The organism is Longimicrobium sp. (genome assembly GCA_036389135.1).
GTDB lineage: Bacteria > Gemmatimonadota > Gemmatimonadetes > Longimicrobiales > Longimicrobiaceae > Longimicrobium.
This window is the reverse complement of sequence record DASVQP010000027.1, coordinates 108,951-125,146: the sequence shown is the minus strand read 5'-3', so window position 1 is coordinate 125,146 and position 16,196 is coordinate 108,951. Positions and strand designations below refer to the sequence as shown.

General features: G+C 68.5%; 13 protein-coding genes. 8 read left to right on the top strand and 5 right to left on the bottom strand.

The window, feature by feature from the left end; genetic code table 11:
- Positions 1-34: 34 nt before the first annotated feature.
- Positions 35-1,114: an HNH endonuclease signature motif containing protein gene (locus VF584_05970; protein HEX8209715.1), complete on the bottom strand. Its 1,080-nt coding sequence runs from the start codon at positions 1,112-1,114 to the stop codon at positions 35-37.
- 696 nt (positions 1,115-1,810) lie between these two features.
- On the opposite strand from VF584_05970, the gene VF584_05965 reads away from it, so the two are divergent.
- Positions 1,811-2,908 (top strand): phospholipase D family protein, encoded by a 1,098-nt coding sequence (locus tag VF584_05965; GenBank protein ID HEX8209714.1) that lies wholly within the window; start codon positions 1,811-1,813, stop codon positions 2,906-2,908.
- 54 nt (positions 2,909-2,962) lie between these two features.
- Here VF584_05965 and VF584_05960 read toward each other — a convergent pair whose 3' ends face one another.
- Positions 2,963-4,762 (bottom strand): sodium:solute symporter family protein, encoded by a 1,800-nt coding sequence (locus tag VF584_05960; protein HEX8209713.1) that lies wholly within the window; start codon positions 4,760-4,762, stop codon positions 2,963-2,965.
- Between the two features lie 232 nt (positions 4,763-4,994).
- On the opposite strand from VF584_05960, the gene VF584_05955 reads away from it, so the two are divergent.
- The 5 genes from VF584_05955 (at position 4,995) to VF584_05935 (ending at position 11,574) form a co-directional block, all read left to right on the top strand.
- Positions 4,995-6,557 carry a beta-N-acetylhexosaminidase gene (locus VF584_05955; GenBank protein HEX8209712.1) on the top strand — a complete coding sequence of 521 codons (1,563 nt, stop codon included), beginning with the start codon at positions 4,995-4,997 and terminating at the stop codon, positions 6,555-6,557.
- A 134-nt stretch (positions 6,558-6,691) separates the two neighbouring features.
- On the top strand, positions 6,692-8,458 hold the full coding sequence (locus tag VF584_05950; GenBank protein ID HEX8209711.1) for a glycoside hydrolase family 9 protein: 1,767 nt from the start codon (positions 6,692-6,694) through the stop codon (positions 8,456-8,458).
- 1 nt (position 8,459) lies between these two features.
- Positions 8,460-9,452, top strand: coding sequence for a metallophosphoesterase (locus VF584_05945; protein HEX8209710.1), 993 nt, complete (start codon positions 8,460-8,462; stop codon positions 9,450-9,452).
- A gap of 122 nt (positions 9,453-9,574) precedes the next feature.
- Positions 9,575-10,825 carry a serine hydrolase domain-containing protein gene (locus VF584_05940; protein ID HEX8209709.1) on the top strand — a complete coding sequence of 417 codons (1,251 nt, stop codon included), beginning with the start codon at positions 9,575-9,577 and terminating at the stop codon, positions 10,823-10,825.
- Positions 10,822-11,574, top strand: coding sequence for an SGNH/GDSL hydrolase family protein (locus tag VF584_05935; GenBank protein HEX8209708.1), 753 nt, complete (start codon positions 10,822-10,824; stop codon positions 11,572-11,574). The genes VF584_05940 and VF584_05935 overlap by 4 nt, the downstream gene beginning before the upstream one ends.
- A 121-nt stretch (positions 11,575-11,695) precedes the next feature.
- Here the strand turns inward: VF584_05935 and VF584_05930 are convergent, their stop codons facing one another.
- Genes VF584_05930 through VF584_05920 form a run of 3 tightly spaced genes read right to left on the bottom strand, consistent with a single transcriptional unit; the run spans position 11,696 to position 13,283 of the window.
- Entirely contained in the window at positions 11,696-12,400 is a 705-nt protein-coding gene (locus tag VF584_05930; GenBank protein ID HEX8209707.1) for a HipA domain-containing protein, read from the bottom strand.
- Positions 12,373-12,948: a HipA N-terminal domain-containing protein gene (locus tag VF584_05925; GenBank protein ID HEX8209706.1), complete on the bottom strand. Its 576-nt coding sequence runs from the start codon at positions 12,946-12,948 to the stop codon at positions 12,373-12,375. Before VF584_05925 ends, VF584_05930 begins: the two co-directional genes overlap by 28 nt.
- Positions 12,945-13,283 (bottom strand): helix-turn-helix domain-containing protein, encoded by a 339-nt coding sequence (locus VF584_05920; GenBank protein HEX8209705.1) that lies wholly within the window; start codon positions 13,281-13,283, stop codon positions 12,945-12,947. Before VF584_05920 ends, VF584_05925 begins: the two co-directional genes overlap by 4 nt.
- 202 nt (positions 13,284-13,485) lie before the next feature.
- On the opposite strand from VF584_05920, the gene VF584_05915 reads away from it, so the two are divergent.
- Complete coding sequence (locus tag VF584_05915) at positions 13,486-14,826, top strand: amidohydrolase (protein ID HEX8209704.1); 1,341 nt, start codon at positions 13,486-13,488, stop codon at positions 14,824-14,826.
- 14 nt (positions 14,827-14,840) lie between these two features.
- Positions 14,841-16,193, top strand: a complete 1,353-nt coding sequence (locus VF584_05910) for a M14 family zinc carboxypeptidase (protein ID HEX8209703.1) — start codon at positions 14,841-14,843, stop codon at positions 16,191-16,193.
- The last annotated feature ends 3 nt before the right edge of the window (positions 16,194-16,196 follow it).

Here is a 16,196-nt window from a genome sequence, read left to right as displayed (position 1 = left end):
CAGCAAGGTGGGCAACGGCGGGCAGCCGTCACTGTCACCACGCTGATCGGACCAGCGTGTTGGAAGAAAGGAACAAAGTCTCCCAATGCGGCGAGAGCGGTCGAAGGAGGTTTCCTTTTTCCCAGACCTGTCCTCCGATTCGTGAGGTGTGGGCGTACGCCCAGCGGCCGATCTGGGTACTCGCGGCTACGGAGTAGGCCGCACCGGCAGCATCAAACGCGCTTGCCAGTACGCCCGAGAATGCTTCGTTGCGCGAGAGCCAGTGCTCGAGATGCCCCTCGGCAGCCAAGTGATCCGACTTGCTCCGATTGCAGCCGGCATGCGCGAGAACGAAGTTATGCCCAAGGTCCACGGGGTAGCGAGTCCAGGGTATGAAGTGATCTACCTCCCCCGCGCCGTGCAGAGCAGACCGACAGTAGAAGCAGGTACCATTCTGCACCTCGACGAGAATCGGCTGATACACCGCGAGCGACCCGCGACCCGTCCCGAACAGGAATGCTCCGAGCTCACTACTCTCGCCGAGCGCGGCCGTGTTGTAAGTACGCACGTGGCGCAGCCAGACGCCACGTACAAGATCCAGAATCAGCGGGTAGAATGCGCGAAGGCAGAACGCGACGCCCGGCTTGAGCGTGATCTCATTGCCAGTATCGACGTTCTCGTACAGGAACGAAAGGCGCTCGTTACCGACGGTCTGCAGCCTCCAGAGTGGCATCTCGCGAACGACTTGATCGACCTCGCGCACCAGCCGCTCCCATTCGCTTCTGCGCCTGCGGTACCGCACCAGCGATGTGCCGCAACTCTCCTGCGCTTGAAGGATCTTGACGAGGATGGCCGCCTGCCGTCCTGTATTCTGCCTCAGGACAAGAGCGGTACCCGTCCCGCCCGCGGGAAACGGGAGGGCCTGGCGCCAGTACAACTCGATGATCTCCTCCGCGATCTCCCGTGTTCCGAGACGGAGCTCCCCGCCCGAGTCGTTGCCATGTAGCACCGCGAGATCGGCGATGGCGTGCAACAACGCGAACTTGTAAGTCGCGACGAAGCTACCGTCATTCAACAGCCGTTGGAGCTGCTGCAGAAAGTGGATCTGCTGCTCCGGCGGTACGGCGGGGTTCATGGTTGCTGCCAGTACGCGGCATGTGCCGGAATAACCCAACGAATCCCGCCTCTGGGATCGGGGACGTCGCCTGAGTACCGCGGGATGAGGTGGATGTGACCGTGTGCGATTGTCTGGCCCGCGGCACCGCCATCATTCACTCCAATCGTAAAACCATTCGGAGCAAACTCAGCCATAAGCGCGCTCCGGACCGTTTGGACAAGCTCCCATAGTGAGGCGAGCTCAGCGGGCGTGGCATCGAACACGCTGTGGAAATGCCGGTGTGGAACCACAAGCGTGTGTCCTGGAGAAACCGGAAAGCGATCTCTGAACGCAAGCGCATGCTGGTTCCGAAGCAGGACAACCGGCTCCGTGATGCCACAGAACGGGCATGCAAGCTCCTGTGCCGTCAACGTCCGATCTCGCCTAAGTGCTTGGTTGCTCAAAAGGGGCGCCGTCATGCGCGAATTCAAGGTGCACGAGACCGCAGTGATCAGACAAGGTGCTGCAGCGCTGCATTCAGGCTCTGCTTAACTCCCACGCTGAGTCCGCATGAAAAACGCTCTGGATTCTCAAGTCGCAGTCACTGTTCTCAGCAACTCGCCGCAAACACTATCCGCGCTACGAACACTCACGGATTGGGCGGATGACTTATACCTTGCTTACGCCTGGGCGTCATCGGACCGTGGGCGCGCCGCGCATTGGGAAATACTCCCGATGCGGAAGATCAGAAAGGCTGTCATTGGAGTTCACTTCGCGCAAACGGAACCGTTCGCACTTGCGGCTCTGGCAAAGCAGCGCGGTATCCTCAGAGTAGTCGAAGACACCGCGGGAGTTTATCACCCGAAGGTAATCGTTGGAGCGAAGGGGGATGACGCGATCGCCCTCCTCGGGTCCAGCAATTTCACCCCAGGTGGCTTTGCAGGCAACACGGAGTTGAACGTGCTGCTGGAGGGGGCTCGTGAGCACCCAGCACTGTCCGAGATCATCAAGTTCATCGAAGCGCTCTGGAGCGGGCCACGGAGCTTCGTCCCCGACGCGGATTGGCTCGCGCTCTATACAACTGCGTATAAGCAGCGGCCCCACCCACGGCCCGTTCCCCGGCCTGCCTCATGGACACCGATCGTTACTCGACAACGAGACCTAAACGTTCCTTGGCCAGAATACTACGCGTTGATCAAAGCCCAAGATGAGCGGATACTCGCAAACCACGCTCAAATCCATGTATTCGATCACCCACTTGGCTCTTACCTACAGGAAGCGGAAGAGTCCCGGCGCCACTTCGCGAAGTACCCAATATTCAGGATGATGCCCCCTGACGCGAGAAAGCATGTCGCCGGCTTCGGACGATCTTCGAGTGGGTACTTCGGGCGAATGGCCGTTGCTGGGAAGTTCGTAGGTCTCGTAAGCACGAACCCGCAAGCACTAGGTGAATTTCTAGACCCGATCCCGCTGTCCGGACAAATTTCACTTGAGCAGGTACAAAGCTGCTTGGTCGGGCTTACTGGGTTGTTCGGAGTCGACCTTGGTGCCGCGTCTAGGCTCCTTTGCATGAAGCGGCAAGACACGTTCATTACGTACAATAATGCGAATCGTCCTCGTATTCGCGCAATCTTCGGACACGCCGAGCGGACCATTGCAGGATACCTCGACTTGCACGAGCGGATATGGCGCTTCGGGTGGATACACACGAGCGAACCTGAAAGTGCGGACGAGCGGCGTGTCTGGCACGCGCGTGTCGCATTGCTCGACGCCCTCGTGTACGAGGCGACATCTACCACGAGTGCACCGCCGGGATTTCCAACAGCCAGATAGGCGACCCGGCAGTGGTGGCTGATCCGACCGAACCAGATCGGAGCCGCCATACCTTCACTCCGCCGCTCCCCCTGCCGGCTCGCCCACCGGCTCCCGCAGCCGGTGCACCTCCTCGCCGCGGCCGAGGTTCCGGGCGATGACGGCGAAGGCGATGGCGGCGGCCAGGAGGTAGAGCGCGGCTTCGGTGTAGGCGCCGAAGAGCAGGCGGCCGACGCCGAAGAGGGTGGCGTAAACGCTCACCACGCCCGCGACCCAGTTGGCCAACCCCAGCGCGCCCTCGGCCACGGGCTCGCCGGGGAAGCCGGCGAGGGCCTGCACCGGGCGCCACCCGCGGCCGCCGGGGCGCACGCGGCGGTAGAAGTCCACCAGCTTCGCCTCGTCGGTGGGGGCGGTCAGAAAGGTGACGGACACCCAGACGATCGTGGTGATGACCGTCGTGGCGAGCATCAGGTGTGCGCCCTCCAGCGGGTCCACGGGGTCGTAGATGCCCAGGCCGGTGAGCGCGGCGAAGGAGACCAGCGCGGCGATCATGGCGCTGATCTCCGACCACGCGTTGATGCGCCACCAGTACCAGCGAAAGATGTACACCAGCCCCGTCCCCGCCCCCAGTGCGATCATGATGCGCCACGCGCCCTCGATGGAGCCCACCCAGTACAGGATGTAGGTGACGCCGGAGCCCATGATGAAGGTCACCACGGTGGCGAGGCGGGAGAGCGCGATCACCTTCCGCTGCTCGGCGTGCGGGTTCACGAAGCGGAGATACAGGTCGTTGATCAGGTACGACGCGCCCCAGTTGAGCTGCGTGGCAATGGTGGACATGTACGCCGCCGCGAACGCCGCGATCATCAGCCCGCGGAAGCCGGTGGGGAGCAGGTCCACGACGGCGCGGATGTAGCCAGTGGCGGGGTCTTCGAGGTCCGGGTAGAGCACCACCACGCAGAGCGCGGTCAGGATCCACGGCCAGGGGCGGATGGCGTAGTGGGCGATGTTGAACCAGAGCGTCGCCAGCATCCCGTCGCGCTCGGTGCGGGCGCTGAAGATGCGCTGCGCGATGTACCCGCCCCCGCCCGGCTCCGCGCTGGGATACGAGGTCGCCCACCACTGCACGGAGAGGTACGCCAGGAAGGCGGTGAGCGGCATCCACGCCGCGTCGCTGCGCGGGAAGAAGGAGAGCGCGGCATCGGCCGAGCCGTAATGCTCCGGAAGGCGCGCGACGAGCGTGTCGATGCCGCCGACGGCGTTCACGGCAAAGATCGCCAGGATGATGGACCCGCCCATCGCGATCCCGAACTGCACGAAGTCCGTCACCAGCACGCCCCAGAGCCCGGAGAGCACCGAGTACGCCATCGTCACCACGAACATCACCACCAGCGCCTGCACCGGCGCGATCCCCAGCGTCACGCCCAGGATCTTGAGCATGGCCAGGTTCACCCAGCCGATGATGATCAGGTTGATGGGGAGCGCCATGTACAGCGCGCGGAAGACGCGCAGGATGGCCGCCGGCTTGCCGCTGTAGCGCAGCTCGGTGAACTCCACGTCGGTCATCACCCCCGCGCGCCGCCAGAGCCGGGCGTAAAAGAACACGGTGAGCATTCCGCTCATCACCATGTTCCACCAGAGCCAGTTCCCGGCGATCCCGTTCGTCGCCACCATCCCGGTGACCGCCAGCGGCGTGTCGGCGGCAAAGGTGGTGGCCACCATCGACGTGCCCGCGAGCCACCAGGGCACGGAGCGGCCGGAGACGAAGTACTCCGACACGCTCTTCCCCGCGCGGCGCGTGTAGGCGAGGCCGATGGCCGCGGAAAGGACGAAGTACGCGGCCACGATCAGCCAGTCGACGAGGGCGAGCTTCATCGGGTGTGCTCCAGGGGGGCGGGCGGGGCGTGGGTGAGGATGCTGATTCTAGCGGGCGGATATCGAGGTGGCAAAGAGAATCGTGCGGAACGGCATCACACAGAGGCCACGGAGGGAACCGCAAGGGCACGGAGGGCGGCGGCGGCGGGTCCCTTGTGGCGGCGAGCAGCTTCGTCCTACACTGATCCGCTCCCGGATTTCCGTTGCCATCCTCCCCACGCGAAGCTGCATGGTGAAGAAACCCCGTCGCAGTGCGTTCGTGCTTGCCCTGTTCGGCTTGATGGGCGCGGGCGCGTGCCGAACCGCCCCGGTCGTCGCGCCGGCGCCTGTGGGCGCGCCGGTCGCGCACCGCATCATCCCGGCGCCCGCGTCGGTCGTGCTGGCGGAGGCGGATTCGTTCGCCATCACGGCGGCCACGGGGATTCGCGTGGAGGCGGGGGCGGAGGCGGTCGGTGCGCAGCTCGCGGAGATGCTGCGCACGCCGACGGGGTTTCCGGTGCCGGTTTCGGCCTCGGGCGGGAGCATTTCGCTGAGTCTGACGGCGGGGGCGGCGCTGGGGGAGGAGGGTTATGAGCTCCGCATCACACGCGACTCCGTGGCGCTGGTCGCACATCGCGCGGCGGGGCTGTTCCGCGGGGTGCAGACGCTCCGGCAGATGCTGCCGCCGCGCATCGAGGCGGAGGAGAGCGTGCAGTCCCGGCGACCGTGGAAGATTCCCGCCGGCGTGATCCGGGACCGGCCGCGCTTCGCCTGGCGCGGGGCGATGCTGGACGTGGCGCGCCACTTCTTCACGGTGCACGAGGTGAAGCAGTACATCGACGCCATCGCGCTCTACAAGATCAACGTCCTCCACCTGCACCTGAGCGACGACCAGGGGTGGCGGATCGAGATCGCGTCGCGGCCGCGGCTGGCGGAGGTCGGCGGGAGCACGCAGGTGGGCGGAGGGCCCGGCGGCTTCTACACGCAGCGCGAGTACTCGGAGATCGTGCGCTACGCGGCGGAGCGCCACATCACCATCGTCCCCGAGATCGACCTGCCGGGGCACACCAACGCGGCCCTCGTCGCCTACCCCGAGCTGAGCTGCGGGAAGCAGGCGCCCGCCCCCTACACCGGGATCCGGGTCGGCTTCAGCGCGTTGTGTGCCGATCAAGAGGAGACCTACCGGCTGGTGGACGACGTCGTGCGCGAGCTCGCCGCCATCACGCCCGGACCGTACATCCACGTGGGCGGCGACGAGGTGGAGGCGCTCACGCCGGCGGACTACGCGCGCTTCATCGAGCGCGTCCAGGAGATCGTTGGGCGGCACGGCAAGCGGATGGTCGGGTGGGAGGAGGTCGCAAAGGCGCGCCTTCGTCCCACAACGCTCGTGCAGCAGTGGCGAAGCGACTCGGCGGCGGTGGCCGCGGTGCGGCAGGGGGCGAAGCTGATCCTGTCGCCTTCGAGCCGCGCGTACCTGGACATGCGCTACACGCGCGAGACGATGCTGGGGCTCAACTGGGCCGGCTTCGTGGAGGTACGGCACGCCTACGAATGGGATCCCGCATCCTTTCTCTCCGGCGTCACGGAAGCGAACGTGATCGGCGTGGAGGCGCCGATGTGGAGCGAAACGGTGAAGAACATGACGGCGCTCCAGTTCATGGCCTTCCCACGCCTCCCCGCCATCGCCGAGATCGGCTGGAGCCCGGCGGCGGCCAAGGACTGGGAGAGCTTCCGCGTACGCCTCGCCGCGCAGGCGCCGCGCTGGGAGATGATGGGCGTCAACTTCCACCGCTCGCCGCAGATCCCGTGGCCGTGAGGAACAACAACGCTCACACAGAGACACAGAGGAAACAGCAAGGAGAACGGAGAGTTCGGTGTGTGCCTCCGTGTCCTCTCTGTTTCCTCCGCGGCTCTGTGTGAGATTGCCGTTTAGCGAACCTTAGAACTGTTATGATCCTGTCGCTCCTGATACCGCTCGCGCTGGCGGACACGGTAACGCACATCCGGATCAACCAGGTGGGCTACCTGCCGGATGCGCCCAAGGTGGCGGTGGTGTGCTCGCTGCAGCCGCGGGAGGTGCGCACGTTCACGCTGACGGACGAGCGTGGCCGGCGGGTGTTCGGGCCGGCGCGGGCGCGGGCGGCGGGAGCGTTCGGCGCATGCAGGAGCACGCACCGGCTCGATTTTTCGGCGTTGCGGCGCGAGGGGATTTACCGGGTAAGTGCGGGCGGGGCGACGTCGCGGCCGGTGCGCGTGTCGCGGGCGGCGTACGCGGGCGCGGCGGACACGCTGCTGATGTACATGCGCCAGCAGCGCTCCGGCTTCAACCCGCTCTTCCGCGACTCCGTTCACCACCGCACGGACGGAAAGCTGGTCGATCATCCCACGCGCGCCGGCGAGTTCGTGCCGGTGGCGGGCGGGTGGGCGGATGCGGCGGACTACCTGCAGTACGTCACCACCTCCGCCAACGCCGCTTTCGTGATGCTGATGGCGTACCGCGACCACCCCGCCGCCTTCGCCGATTCGGTGCTGGCGAACGGGCTCCCGGGGCGCAACGGCATCGCGGACGTGCTGGACGAGGCGCGGCACGGGCTGGAGTGGCTGGTGCGCATGTTCCCCGAGGACAGCCTCATGCTGAACCAGTTGGGGGACGACCGCGACCACGCCTTCCTCGACCTGCCGCCCACCGACTCGTCCAACTACGGGTGGGGGAAGGGGAGCTTCCGCCCCGCGTACCCGTGCACGGGGCGCCCGCAGGGGCTGCTGCGCTACCGCAACCGCGCCAACGGCTACGCATCCACCGCCGGGAAGTACGCGTCGGCGATGGCGCTGGGGGCGCGGCTGCTGGCCTCGCACGACCGCGCCTTCGCGCTCACCCTGCGCACGAAGGCGCTCGCGGCGTACGAGCTGGGGCGCAGGTATCCGGGCGCCTGCCAGACCGCCCCGGCCGGCGCGCCCTACTTCTACGAAGAGCACAACTGGGTAGACGACATGGAGCTGGGCGCCGCCGAGCTCCACGCGCTGACCGGCGAGCAGCGCTACCTGGGCGAGGCGGTGATGTACGCGCGGCAGGAGCCCGTCACGCCGTGGATGGGAGCGGACACGGCGCGCCACTACCAGTGGTACCCGTGGCACAACAGCGGCCATTACGAGCTCTGGCGCCAGGGCGCGCGCGCGGAGAAGGAGCGGATGATCGCCTACTACCGCGAGGGGCTGGAGCGCGTAGTGGGTCGGGCGGAGAACGGCTTCCGCGTCGGCATCCCCTTCATCTGGTGCTCCAACAACCTGATGGCCTCGTTCGCCACGCAGGCGTATCTGTACCGGCAGATGAGCGGCGACGAGCGCTTTCGCGAGTACGAGCAGGCGGCGCTGGACTGGCTCTTCGGCACCAACCCGTGGGGCACGTCGATGGTCATCGGGTACCCGGCGGCCGGCGTGTCCCCGCGCCACCCGCACTCGGTGGTGGCGCACCAGATGGGCGTCCGGACGCAACTGGGCGGCCTGGTGGACGGGCCGGTGTACGGCTCCATCTTCCGCAACCTCCAGTACATCCGCCTTCACGATCCGGACGAGTTCGCCGCGTTCAACACCAGCGACGTGGTGTACCACGACGACTTCGGCGACTACTCCACCAACGAGCCGATCATGGACGGCACCGCGAACCTGACCTACCTCCTCGCGGCGATGGCGTCCGGCTCGCGCCCCGCGGCCCGGTAGCATGCGCCGCTCGCTGAAGCCGCTCGCATTCGTGCTCCTGTTTGCGGGCGCGGCGGTCCCGCCCTCGTGCTCGCCCGAGCGCGGCGAGTTGCGCATCGTGGTGATCAGCGACCTGAACAGCAGCTACGGATCGACCGAGTACGAGCCGCAGGTGCACCAGGCCGTGCGCATGATCCGTGAGGTCTGGCGACCGGACCTGGTGCTCGCGGCCGGCGACCTGATCGCGGGGCAGAAGCCGTCGCTGCCGGACGACAGCGTGCGCGCGATGTGGGCGGCCTTCGACTCCGCCGTCGCAAGGCCGCTGCGGGACGCGCGGATTCCGTTCGGCTTCACGCTGGGCAACCACGACGGCTCGGCGCACCCCGCGCACCGCCGCGACCGCGCGTTCGCCGTCGAGCACTGGAAGGCGCGCCGCACGGGCGTGGCGTTCGTGGACAGCACGCACTTCCCGCTGTACTACAGCTTCCGGCAGGGTGATGTCTTCGTGCTGGTGTGGGACGCATCGTTCGCGGGCACGGTGGGGGAGCTGCCGATGATGCGGTGGGTGCGCGAGCAGCTCGCCGCTCACCCGGCCCGCACCGCGCGCCATCGCCTGGTGCTCGGCCATCTCCCCCTCTACGCCGTCGCGGAGGGCCGCAACCGCCCCGGCGAGGTGCTCCAGGAGCCCGACTCGCTGCGCCGCATCCTGGAGCACCACGGCGTGCACACCTACATCAGCGGCCATCACCACGCCTATTATCCCGGACGACGCGGCGCGCTCGAGCTGCTGCACACCGGCGCCCTCGGCCAGGGGCCGCGCCCCCTGCTCGGCACTTCGGCGCCGCCCCGGCAGACGATCACCATCCTGGACTTTCGTGGGGATTCGGTGGCCTACACCACCTACGCCTTCGACGGAAGCGGCCTCACCCCCGTCCAGCTCCGCGACCTGCCGCCCATCATCCGCGGCATCAACGGCACCATTGTGCGCCGCGACCTGCCAGAAGGCCCACCATGAGAGAACACCATCACACAGAGAACACAGAGGGAACCGCAAGGCGCAGAGGAAACCCCTTTCCCTTGTCCTTTCTTCGCCCCTCTGTGTCTCTGTGTGAGGCCAGCCGTCCCCATGGAGATGTTATGAACCGAGTCTTCTTCGCCGCGATCGTCGCGCTGTCCGCGTGCGCACCCTCGCCGGCCCCGACGCGCGAGAAGCCCGCCGCGGCTCCTCCACGGGCTGCGGCGCCGCGGCCCGCCCCGCGCCCCGCGCTCGTGGCGCCGGCAGACGTGGGGATGAGCGAGCGGCTGATCCCGTCGCTCGATTCAATCCTGGAAGCGGCCATCGCGGACCGCGCCTCGCCGGGAGCGGCCATCGCCGTGGGGCGGAGCGGGCGGGTCGTGGCGAGCAAGGGGTACGGGCGCACGGACTGGGCGCAGGGCGCGCCCGCCGTCACCGACAGCACGCTGTACGACCTCGCCTCCCTGACGAAAGTGGTCGCCACCACGACGGCGGCGATGATCCTGGAAGAGGAGGGGCGGCTGGACCTCGACCGCGCCGTCGCCCACTACCTACCCCACTTCGACGCGGCCGACAAGGCGGCGATCACCCCGCGCATGCTCCTCGTCCACAACAGCGGGATGAGGGCGTACCACGTGCTGTACCGCGAGGCGAAGGGGCGCGACGAGTACCTCAAGGCGATCAACGCCCGCCCGCTGGCGCACCCGCCGGGCACGCATACCGAGTACATCGATTGGAACCTGATCGTCCTCCAGCTCGTGATCGAGCGCGTGACGGGCGAGCCGCTGGACGGGTTCCTTCGCAGGCGCGTATTCGAGCCGCTGGGGATGCGCGAGACGCGGTTCAATCCGCCGGAATCGCTCCGCCCCCGCATCGCGCCGACGGAGGTGCAGGCGTTTCGTGGCGGGCAGGTGTGGGGGGTGGTGCACGATGAGAACGCCTGGTCGCTGGGCGGCGTGGCGGGGCACGCGGGGCTCTTCTCCAGCGCGCGCGATCTGGCCGTCTTCGCCGCCATGATGCTGAACGGCGGCGAGTACGGTGGCGTGCGCATCCTGCGCCCCGAGACGATCTCGCGCTGGACTCGGCGCCAGAACCCCGGAACATCCAGCCGCGCGCTGGGCTGGGACACCCCGTACCCGGGTTCGAGCGCGGGCCGTTACTTCTCCCCGACCTCGTTTGGCCACACGGGCTTCACCGGCACCTCCATCTGGATGGACCCCGTGAACGGCGTCTTCGTGGTGCTGCTGACGAACCGCATCAACCCCACCCGCGACAACCCGAAGCTGGGGCCGCTGCGCACCGCCGTCGCTGATGCCGTGCAGCGTTCCGTGCTGGGCAATCCGCCGCGGAACCGCGACGCGGGGCGCCAATGACGCCCCGCGCCACGACGATGATCCGCGACATGCTGAAGGCCCTTTCGAAGGCGGCGGCCCTGGGAGGCGCCATCGCCGCGCCCGCCGCCGCCGAGGCGCAGACGCCGGACCGGCTACGGACGGACTGGGCGTACCTGGAGCGCTTCCGCGCGGAGAACGCCGCGCTCGGGCCGCCGCAAAGGGGTGAGGAGCGCGTCGTCTTCATGGGCAACTCAATCGTGGAGGGATGGGCTCCCCACTTCGCCGCGATGTTCCCGCGGAAGCCGTACGTAGCGCGCGGCATCAGCGGCCAGACGTCTCCGCAGATGCTGGTGCGCTTCCGCCAGGACGTGATCGCGCTGAAGCCGAAGGTGGTGGTGATACTCGCGGGGACCAACGACATCGCGGGGAACACCGGCCCGGCCACGCTGGAGATGATCCAGGACAACATCGCGTCCATGACCGAGCTGGCGCAGGCGAACGGCATCCGGGTGGTCCTCGCGTCCGTACTGCCGGCCTTCCGCTACCGGTGGAGGCCCGATCTGGAGCCGGCGCCCCTAATCGTCGCGCTGAACGCCTGGATCAGGGACTACGCGGTGAGCCACGGCGCGGTGTACCTGGACTTCCACTCGGCGATGGCGGACGAGCGGCAGGGTCTGCGCGGCGACCTCTCCGCCGACGGCGTGCACCCGCACGAGGCCGGCTACCGCGTGATGGCGCCGCTCGCGGAGCAGGCGATCGCGCAGGCGCTTCGTCGGCGGCGGCGATGACGTCCAGCGGAGGCCAGGGGCGCGAAGCGGGCTGCGACTATGCGCAGGCTACTTCTTCTCCCGCCCCACCTCGCCTCCGCACTCAGGTTGATGCTCTCAGATGCGCCGCGCGGATACGCCCTCAGAGTCGCCGGGCCGCATCCAGGTCCTCGTGCTCGAACGCGCTGACCATCCGGTCGATCTCGGCTTCGCGGATGCCGATTCGCGCCGCCTCCTGCCTCCATCCGGCGACTACCCCGCCCACTTCCCTGGCGATCGCTTTCGCATCCCCCAGCTTCAGCCCGAAGCTCCTGGCGACGGCGAGCGCGAGATCGAGTGAGGCGCTCAGGTCTTCATCATCACCGATGGCGGTCTGCAGGATTCGCGGCCGCAGGTCGGTCGGGGTGGGGTTCACGTCGTACGCTGGGGAAAGGCGCCACCCTGAGCTGCCCTCCCACAGGAACCCGTGGTTTCGCAGGTGGTCGTCGGTGTTGGAGATCAGGACCCCGAAGACGATCCGCCGCCACAAATCCTTCAGGTCGGTCGCGGCGGCGGCCCCATAGGCGCGCAGCGCATCGGCGATCTCGAGGTAAGAATGGGTTTCTCCATCCTTTGCGCCGAGCATGCTCATCGCGGAAAGGAAGGGAATGCGTTCCCGTCCCCTGCGGTCGAAGCGCCTCAGAAGCAGGACGTGACGATCGACGACGGTTTCGATCCGCCAGTCCGAAACCGGTATCCCCGCCTTCCGCGCGAGCGCGAGGGCGACGGCCTCCCAGCGCACCACGTTGTATTCGTAGTAGAGCGCGGGAAACTTCGCGATCAGCAGGTCGCCGCCCTGGTCTCGCACCGATGCCTTGGGCCAGGCACCGCCGAGCGAGCCACCCGTAGCCAGCAGGAGGCGCAGGTCTTCGGCGATTCCTCGTCCGCCAGCACGCGGTCCGTCGCGGCCAGAAGCCGTGGAAGGTATACCATGGGAGGCACGGAAACCCCCTCGCTCGTCGCCAGGAACGGCCCGCCCTCGGCCGCCGTCAAGCGGAGCGCACCCTGCCGCACCTCGTCCGAAACTCCCAGCAGGTAGTCGATGGCGAAGAGCGTGCGGGGCGCCCGGCCTTCCTCTCGGGCGAGCCGCCGTTCCGCCCGCGCGACCAGGCTCCTCCCCCACCGGTCGGGCGAGCAGTCGTCCAGCGCACCAAAGAGGGGACGCCCGCCGCCCGTGTGGAACGCACCGCCACCCAGCGGAAGCGCCGGGTCCAGTGCGAAGCCGTCCGCGAGCCATTCGTCGTCGTACTGGAAGCTCGCGGCCTCACGGCCCTTCCCCGCGGAAGTCCAGAGTCGGCCCACTCGCCGGGTTTCGCCCCGCACGTCGGCGTACACGAGGGCGCGGGGCTCGCTCATGGTTCCTTCGATGTGCGCTTGCGGGGCGTGCTGTAAATCCGCGAAGGGAGCGCCGCCTCTTCCAGCCCCTGCCCCACCGGGTCGCGGCTGATGTCGGCGAGCGAGCCGAGCGGTTCGTGCAGCCCGAGGACGAAGAGCGCGGTCGCGTAGATCCCCATCGACACCGAGGGGTCTCCCTGCTCCATGCGCAGGAGCGTGGGACGGCTGACCATCACACGCTCCGCCATGACGGCGGTGGGGATACGGCGGCGCAGCCGGGCGGCGCGCAGGTCGTTGCCGAGCTTGCGCAGCGCCCGCTTCACGGGGAGCGGCATCGGCGGAGTCGTTCTAGGCATGATGGTACGTTAAATACTTTTGCGTTGTATGCAACGGAGCCAGTTATATGTTGCTCTCAATCGCCGTGCGCGTCGTTCGGTGCTCAGTCGTATCTATTCGACCCGGCCGTGGCCGATGTACCGCATGCCGTACGCGGCTTCGCGCGTTATCTTCTCCCCAACTCGCCCGCACCGCCCCCAGATCGTGACCAGGAGCTTTCCGATGCGCAGTATCCAGAGTTCCCCCGCCCGCGCCGCCTGGCTGCTGGGTGCGCTCGCGCTGGCACCGCTCCCCGCCGCGGCGCAGGGCGGGCCCGCGGATGCCGACATCCAGCGGCGTGTGGATGCGGTGACGCCCAAGGTGGTGGCGTGGCGGCGCGACATCCACCAGAACCCGGAGCTGGGGAACCGTGAGGTGCGCACCGCCCGCCTCGTCGCCGAGCACCTGCGCGGCCTGGGGATGGAGGTGCAGACGGGTGTAGCGCACACCGGCGTCGTGGGGGTGCTCAAGGGCGGCCGGCCGGGGCCCGTGGTGGCGCTGCGGGCGGACATGGACGCGCTGCCGGTCACGGAGCAGGTGGACCTCCCCTTTGCGTCGAAGGCGAGGGCGGAATACAACGGGCAGCAGGTGGGGGTGATGCACGCCTGCGGGCACGACAACCACGTCGCCATCCTGATGGGCGCCGCGGAGGTGCTGGCCGGAATGCGCGCGCAGCTCCCGGGCACGGTAAAGTTCATCTTCCAGCCCGCCGAGGAGGGTCCGCCCGCCGGCGAGGAGGGCGGCGCGAAGATGATGGTGAAGGAGGGCGTGCTGGAGAACCCGAAGCCAGAGGCCATCTTCGGGCTGCACGTGGGCGTCATCCCGGCGCCGGTGGGCACCATCTCGTACCGCCCGCGCGGCGCCATGGCCGCCGCGGACAACCTGCGCATCATCGTGCGCGGCCGGCAGACGCACGGCGCGGTGCCGTGGAGCGGCGTGGACCCCATCGTCATCAGCGCGCAGATCGTCCAGGGGCTGCAGACCATCGCCAGCCGCCAGACCAACCTGACCACCGCGCCGATCGTGGTGACCATCGGGAGCATCAACGGCGGGGTGCGCGGCAACATCATCCCCGACTCGGTGGTGATGGTGGGCACCATCCGCACGCTCGACAAGGACATGCAGACCGACGTGCACGACCGCATCCGCCGCACCGCCGAGATGATCGCGCAGAGCGCCGGCGCCACCGCGCAGGTGGTGATCGACAAGGGCGTGGCGCCGCTCACCTTCAACGATCCCGCCCTCACCGAGCGGATGCTCCCCACGCTCCAGCGCGTCGGCGGCGCGGAGCGCGTGCAGCTGGTGCCGCCCACCATGGGCGCGGAGGACTTCTCCGAGTTCCAGGCGCGGGTGCCGGGGCTCTTCGTCTTCCTGGGAGTGGTCCCCGCCGGACAGGACCTTTCCAAGGTTGCGCCGAACCACTCGCCCTTCTTCTTCGCGGACGAGGGCGCGCTCCCCGTGGGCGTGCGCGCCATGACGCAGCTGGCGGTGGACTACCTGGCCCGCCCGGCCACCCGCCGCTGACCACGATGAGATTCTTGAGCTCGACGCGCGGGGCCGCGTCCGCGCGTGCGCTCGCCGTCGTCCTGGTGCCGCTCTCGCTCTTTGCGTGCGCGCGGCGGCAGGCGGTCACAGGCGGGTTCCGCGCGGGCGCGGACACGGGCGAGCTCACGCGGCTGCACGAGCGCTACCGGGTGGGCGCAATCGGCACGCGCGAGTTCACGCACCGGGAGCTGTGGACCGCGCTGGGCCCGCTGGTCGATGCGGCGGGCGGTCCGGAGCGCGATGAGGCCGGCCGCTCGGCCGAGGGGCGCCCGATCTACCGCGTGCGCTACGGCGCGGGCCCCACGCGCGTCCTGCTCTGGTCGCAGATGCACGGCAACGAGTCCACCGCCACGATGGCGCTCGCGGACCTCTTCCGCTTCCTCGCCGAAGCGCCGGACGATCCGCGTGCACGGCGCCTGGCGGAGCGGCTGACCATCGAGGCCGTCCCCATGCTCAACCCGGACGGAGCCGAGCGCTTCCAGCGGCGCAACGCGATGGGGATCGACATCAACCGTGACGCGCGGGCGCAGGCCACTCCCGAAGGGCGGCTCCTGCGCGCGGTGCACGAGCGGTTCCGCCCCCACTTCGGCTTCAACCTGCACGACCAGGACATCCGCGCCCGTGTCGGCACGAGCGACCGGCTGGCGGCCATCGCGCTGCTCGCGCCGCCGTTCTCCCCGTCGCGCGAGGACAACGCCGTGCGCATGCGGGCGAAGCGCGTGGCCGCGGTGGTGCGCATGGCCGCCGAGCCGCTGGTCGCCGGCCACGTCGCGCGCTACGACGACACCTTCAACCCGCGCGCCTTCGGCGACCTGATGCAGAGCTGGGGGACGAGCACGGTGCTCATCGAGTCGGGCGGCTGGCGGAACGATCCCGAGAAGCAGTACCTGCGCAGGGTGAACTTCGTGGCGCTCCTGACCGCGCTCGACGCCATCGCCACCGAGGCGTACGCCGCCGCCGACCCCGCGCGCTACGAGGAGCTGCCCGAGAACGGCAGGTCCGTCAACGACCTGCTCGTGCGCGGCTCAACGGTGGTGGTGCCCGGGCTGGAGCCCTACCGCGCCGACGTGACGATCAACTTCGCCGATCCGCTGGCGCGCCGAGGCGGGCGCATCGTGGAGGTCGGCGACCTGGCTGAGTCCGCCGCCCGCGACACCATCGACGCGACGGGTCTCTTCCTGCACCCGGGCCCCGAGGCGCTCGCGCCGGACGTCCCCGGCCGTCCGGCACTGACGGTGGACCGCCCCGCATCGTTCGTGCTCCGCCGCGGCCGCGATGCCGCCAGCGAGGTGGTGTGGAGGATGGAGGCGGACACGTCCCGCAGAACTCCACCCCCGGTCCCGTAACGG

Excerpts from the sequence above, each read along its gene's own strand:
- VF584_05920 (HEX8209705.1), bottom strand. The coding sequence starts at position 13,283 with ATGCCTAGAACGACTCCGCCGATGCCGCTCCCCGTGAAGCGGGCGCTG.
- VF584_05925 (HEX8209706.1), bottom strand. The coding sequence starts at position 12,948 with ATGAGCGAGCCCCGCGCCCTCGTGTACGCCGACGTGCGGGGCGAAACC.
- VF584_05945 (HEX8209710.1), top strand. The coding sequence starts at position 8,460 with ATGCGCCGCTCGCTGAAGCCGCTCGCATTCGTGCTCCTGTTTGCGGGC.
- VF584_05970 (HEX8209715.1), bottom strand. The coding sequence starts at position 1,114 with ATGAACCCCGCCGTACCGCCGGAGCAGCAGATCCACTTTCTGCAGCAG.
- VF584_05935 (HEX8209708.1), top strand. The coding sequence starts at position 10,822 with ATGACGCCCCGCGCCACGACGATGATCCGCGACATGCTGAAGGCCCTT.
- VF584_05960 (HEX8209713.1), bottom strand. The coding sequence starts at position 4,762 with ATGAAGCTCGCCCTCGTCGACTGGCTGATCGTGGCCGCGTACTTCGTC.
- VF584_05940 (HEX8209709.1), top strand. The coding sequence starts at position 9,575 with ATGAACCGAGTCTTCTTCGCCGCGATCGTCGCGCTGTCCGCGTGCGCA.
- VF584_05950 (HEX8209711.1), top strand. The coding sequence starts at position 6,692 with ATGATCCTGTCGCTCCTGATACCGCTCGCGCTGGCGGACACGGTAACG.
- VF584_05915 (HEX8209704.1), top strand. The coding sequence starts at position 13,486 with ATGCGCAGTATCCAGAGTTCCCCCGCCCGCGCCGCCTGGCTGCTGGGT.
- VF584_05965 (HEX8209714.1), top strand. The coding sequence starts at position 1,811 with ATGCGGAAGATCAGAAAGGCTGTCATTGGAGTTCACTTCGCGCAAACG.